This is a genomic window from Paenibacillus sp. 01T422, from assembly GCF_056398785.1.
In genome coordinates, this window is record NZ_JBFTQB010000611.1 from 1 (window position 1) to 4,023 (window position 4,023).

The following is a 4,023-nucleotide window of genomic DNA, read 5'->3' on the forward strand; positions in this document are numbered from 1 at the left end:
GTTATCTTCACCTTTTGAACCAGAGAAATATAAAGATGAATATCGGGGACGTTTGTTAGAGGCTATCGAACACAAAATTGCAGGAGAAGAAGTGCAAGCCGCACCTGCTCTGCAAAAAACGAGCGTTATCGACCTTATGGCTGCGCTGCAAGCTAGTCTGGACGCCACCAAGTCCGATGACGGCACAGTGACGTTGGAGCCTGATGCGACTGTTACCGAGGAAAAGAAACCAAAAGCCAAGCCACGCGCCAAAAAAGCGAAGGAACCTGTCACATAAATAGCATGTAGAAAGCCTGTCCGGTTGCTGTTAACCGAACAGGCTATTTTTTGCGGATTCGAAGGGAAACGCCAATTGCACATGAATAACACGAACGCTAACGATTACGATAACGCGAACTCAAACGCACATAACAAATTAGATTTGTTTAAAGGTGCACTCCTCGGGAGATACGGAAACAATGGATTGAATACTTGGCTGGCGTAAATTTCGATCTCGCGTCCAGGCCATATAATTGATTTTGACCGTGATGCGGGGCTGGATCCAGATGGCTTCTTTGGACCTTTCGGGCGTATTTGTAAACGGTCTTTTCTCCAAAACCATTTTATCTGTGACTTCCGTCAGTGATCTCCAATCGCTTTGCGTCAGCTTTCCGGTTCCAGCATGGCCTATGTACCAAAGCTCCCCGGCGTCGTCATAAAGCCCCAGCATAACAGCATTAACCAAGTTCCCTCTTTTCGTTACCCCGCCCACAACAGCAACTAGATCATGAATAATTTTCTTTTTCATCCATCGCTTATCTTTGCCGTTAATTTGGTATTTGCTGTTTAAATCTTTGATCACGATACCTTCCATGTCATGCTGTTCCATAACGGCATATAACGAGGCAGGATCGGAATGATTGGGAACAAGCTGAATCATCTCACTCGTTGAGATCACTTTAGATAAAAGCTGCTGCCTCTGTTGTAGTGGTTGATCTACCACCCATTTCCCATCCTGATACAGGATGTCAAAAATCATATAGACGACGGGGACTGTCTTTAAGAGCTGCGGAATGTTTTTGGAATTTCTGACCCCATCTCTTCGCATGATTTCGTGGAAGGATGGCTTTCCATCTTTGAGTGCAATAATTTCCCCGTCTAAAATGACTGATTTGGCTTTGCAGTAGGATGAAATGTTCGCAATCTCCGGGTATTGCATCGTTCGATCGTTTAATCTCCGGTTGATGAGACGGACTTCGTTGCCATCGAAATAGGTAAGCATTCTGACGCCATCCCATTTGATTTGCGCCACCCAGTCGCCAGACTCAGGCAGTGCTTCTGTGCTAATCGGCTCGAAAGGAATTACAGGCGTTAGTTCCATACATTCCTCCACTTGTTTAATCGGTATTCTTCATTATTTCCATCCTTGGGAAAGAAAACACCCATCAGTCTAAGGCTGGTGGGGTGTTGTAATTGATGAGATGCTGCGCTATAGGTCCATGGGTCGTTTTGCTGGCGAGTTGGTAGCGGGTAACATACTATTAACGCCGATTTCTCCTGTTATTTCGCACGATATTTCCATTTTTCGGAGAATAACTGGATTTTCTACCGCTAATTTCACCGAATCTAGCAGCTTTCGGGTAGCTACCGACGATTTAGCTGGAGTTTCTACCTCTATTTCATTCTCTGCCACTGAGCAGCGCAGATTAGCGGTAGATTTTCCAGCTATTGCGGCTCCAGCTGAGGCTGGGGCAGGAGCGGTCGGGGCAGCCAGGGCTGGGGTGGTCGTGGCGGCTGGGGCTGGGATGGTGGGGGCAGCCGGGGCTGCGGTCGGGGCGGCCGGGGCCGGGGCGGCGGCTGGGGCGCCTTATGGTCTTCCCCGCGGGACTCGGCAGCTAGGTGAGTGTTGGATTATTTATCAGTAACGCCGATTTCTCCTACTATTTCGCACGATATTTCCACTTTTCAGCAAATTACTGGATTTTCTACCGCTAAGTTCGCCGAATCTAGCAGATTTCGGATGCTACCGACAATTTAGCTGGAGTTTCTACCGCTATTTCATTCTCTGCCGCTCCTTCTCCATTGTGATGAAGGAAACCATTCATTCCCACATGTACAACAAGCTGATTGAGTCTCAGCCCAGAACGTTCTCCTTGTGCCAGCCGACATCTTGATCGGCTACGTGTCTTCCGCCCACTTTGGCTTCATCCTGGAATGGATCCGAGGCGGTCGACAACAAACCCCGGCTGAGCTGGCCAAATATATGTGTAATATCATGTACCATGGCCCACTGCGAGCACTAGGTTTCCAACCGCCTAAGACGACATAAAAAAGAAACTACAGAACGCTATTTCGGCAAAAGCGACGAAATAACGGCCTATAGTTTCTTTAACTGGCACTTTTGCGATTAACGAACAAAACTAAACCAAACGAGATCACAATAATCGCTCCTGCCCAGCACCATGCGAGGGTCTGGTTCCCCGACTCCACGGCGATGTAGATAGCTGTAGGCAACGTCTGCGTCTTATGCGGTATGTTCCCCGCAATCATGAGGGTTGCGCCGAACTCACCCAACCCCCGGGCAAAGCCTAGTATGTACGCAGCGGTTATCGAGCGCCACGCAAGTGGCAGTGTGATGTAACGCAGCACCTGCCACTCCTTCGCACCCGATGACCTTCCTGCATCCTCAATGTCTCTGCTAACGGAGGCAAAGCCTGTTTTCATCGTCTGATACACCAGCGGGAAAGCTACCACAATCGAGGCGATGACGGCAGCACCCCATGTGAAAATAACGGACTGATTGAATAACATCTCCATCCCTGCGCCGATCCAGCTCTTTTTGCCGAGAACCACCAGCAAGATGAAGCCAACAACGGTCGGCGGCAGCACCAATGGCAGTAGAATCGCCGTTTCTACGAAGGACTTCCCACGGAAGCTTCGTCTCGACATTCCCCAGGCTGCCAAGCCGCCAAGGACAAGGACGAATATACTGGAAACCGCCGCTACTTTCAGAGAAAGCAGGATTGGATCAAGGAATTCACGCCAAGAGATTTGTTCGATCATTTCGGAATCGTGAAACCATATTTAACAAAGATATCCTGCGCTTCTTTCGTCTGAAGGTAGGCATAGAAATCCGCAGCCTCTTTGCTGTGCTTAGTTGCTTTCACAATACCTGCCGGGTACTCGATAGGCGTGTAAGTTTTGGAATCAACACTTAAAGCAACTTTCACTTTTTGAGAAGTCAGCGCATCGGTTTTGTAGACGAAACCAGCTTCAGCATTTCCTGATTCTACATAGGTCAACACTTGACGGACGTCTTTCCCCTGTACGATTTTGGCTTGCAGCCCATCCCAAAGTTTGGATTGAGTCAGTGCTTCTTTGGCATAGCTCCCTGCCGGAACCGTCTGCGGTTCGCCAATCGCAACGTGTTTAATTCCTTCAGCTGTCAAATCTTCTGCTTTCTGAACAGCTACTTTGCCGTCTGCCGGTACAACGAGTACTAATTCGTTGATTAGCAAATTCTTTTGCTGTGAGGCATCAATCAACTGTTTGTCTACGAGTGCTTTCATATTTTTGGTCGCTGCGGATAAAAATACATCAGCTGGCGCCCCTTGTTCAATTTGCTGTTGAAGCGCTCCAGAAGCGCCAAAGTTATAGTTAAGTTTAATTTGTTTATTTTTACCTTCATAGCTTGTTTGAATTTCTTTCAGGGCATCCGTTAAGCTGGCCGCTGCAGAAATGGTCAATTCCACTTTCTCTGCTGGTGTTGCTGCCGGTGCTGGTGACGGTGTAGCTTGCGTTGTTGTCTGTGCAGTTGCCGCTGGAGCAGTTGCCGCTGGTTCTTTGGTGCTTGCGCACCCTGTGAACAAGATTGAAGCGATAACTAGAAACGATAAAACATAACCAAATAGTCCTTTTTTGAACAAAATAACCCCTCCATCATCATTTTTATATCTATTTAAATATAAATAGCATGGTTTAGTTTTATTCTATTATATAATCATTCATTTTTCTAGAACTGATTGATATTGTCTTGCTCCATAT

At 47.5% G+C, this 4,023-nt stretch carries 5 protein-coding genes and 1 pseudogene; 3 read left to right on the forward strand and 3 right to left on the reverse strand.

Features of this window, described 5'->3' with window-relative positions:
* A pseudogene (locus tag AC1DUA_RS27225) lies at positions 1–277 on the forward strand (non-homologous end joining protein Ku); the annotation flags it as partial.
* Positions 278–415: 138 nt separating this feature from the next.
* Here AC1DUA_RS27225 and AC1DUA_RS27230 read toward each other — a convergent pair.
* Entirely contained in the window at positions 416–1,360 is a 945-nt protein-coding gene (locus tag AC1DUA_RS27230; protein WP_477502748.1) for an ATP-dependent DNA ligase, read from the reverse strand.
* Between the two features lie 100 nt (positions 1,361–1,460).
* On the opposite strand from AC1DUA_RS27230, the gene AC1DUA_RS27235 reads away from it, so the two are divergent.
* The gene (locus AC1DUA_RS27235) at positions 1,461–1,904 is read left to right on the forward strand and encodes a hypothetical protein (RefSeq protein WP_477502749.1); all 444 of its coding nucleotides are present in this window, start codon (positions 1,461–1,463) and stop codon (positions 1,902–1,904) included.
* 230 nt (positions 1,905–2,134) lie between these two features.
* The gene (locus tag AC1DUA_RS27240; protein ID WP_477502750.1) at positions 2,135–2,308 is read left to right on the forward strand and encodes a TetR-like C-terminal domain-containing protein; all 174 of its coding nucleotides are present in this window, start codon (positions 2,135–2,137) and stop codon (positions 2,306–2,308) included.
* Between the two features lie 59 nt (positions 2,309–2,367).
* On the opposite strand, the gene modB is transcribed toward AC1DUA_RS27240, so the two are convergent.
* On the reverse strand, positions 2,368–3,039 hold the full coding sequence (gene modB, locus AC1DUA_RS27245) for a molybdate ABC transporter permease subunit (RefSeq protein WP_477502752.1): 672 nt from the start codon (positions 3,037–3,039) through the stop codon (positions 2,368–2,370).
* Positions 3,039–3,905 (reverse strand): molybdate ABC transporter substrate-binding protein, encoded by an 867-nt coding sequence (modA, locus tag AC1DUA_RS27250; RefSeq protein WP_477502751.1) that lies wholly within the window; start codon positions 3,903–3,905, stop codon positions 3,039–3,041. Before modA ends, modB begins: the two co-directional genes overlap by 1 nt.
* Positions 3,906–4,023: the final 118 nt, after the last annotated feature.

Excerpts from the sequence above, each read along its gene's own strand:
- AC1DUA_RS27235 (WP_477502749.1), top strand. The coding sequence starts at position 1,461 with ATGCTGCGCTATAGGTCCATGGGTCGTTTTGCTGGCGAGTTGGTAGCG.
- AC1DUA_RS27230 (WP_477502748.1), bottom strand. The coding sequence starts at position 1,360 with ATGGAACTAACGCCTGTAATTCCTTTCGAGCCGATTAGCACAGAAGCA.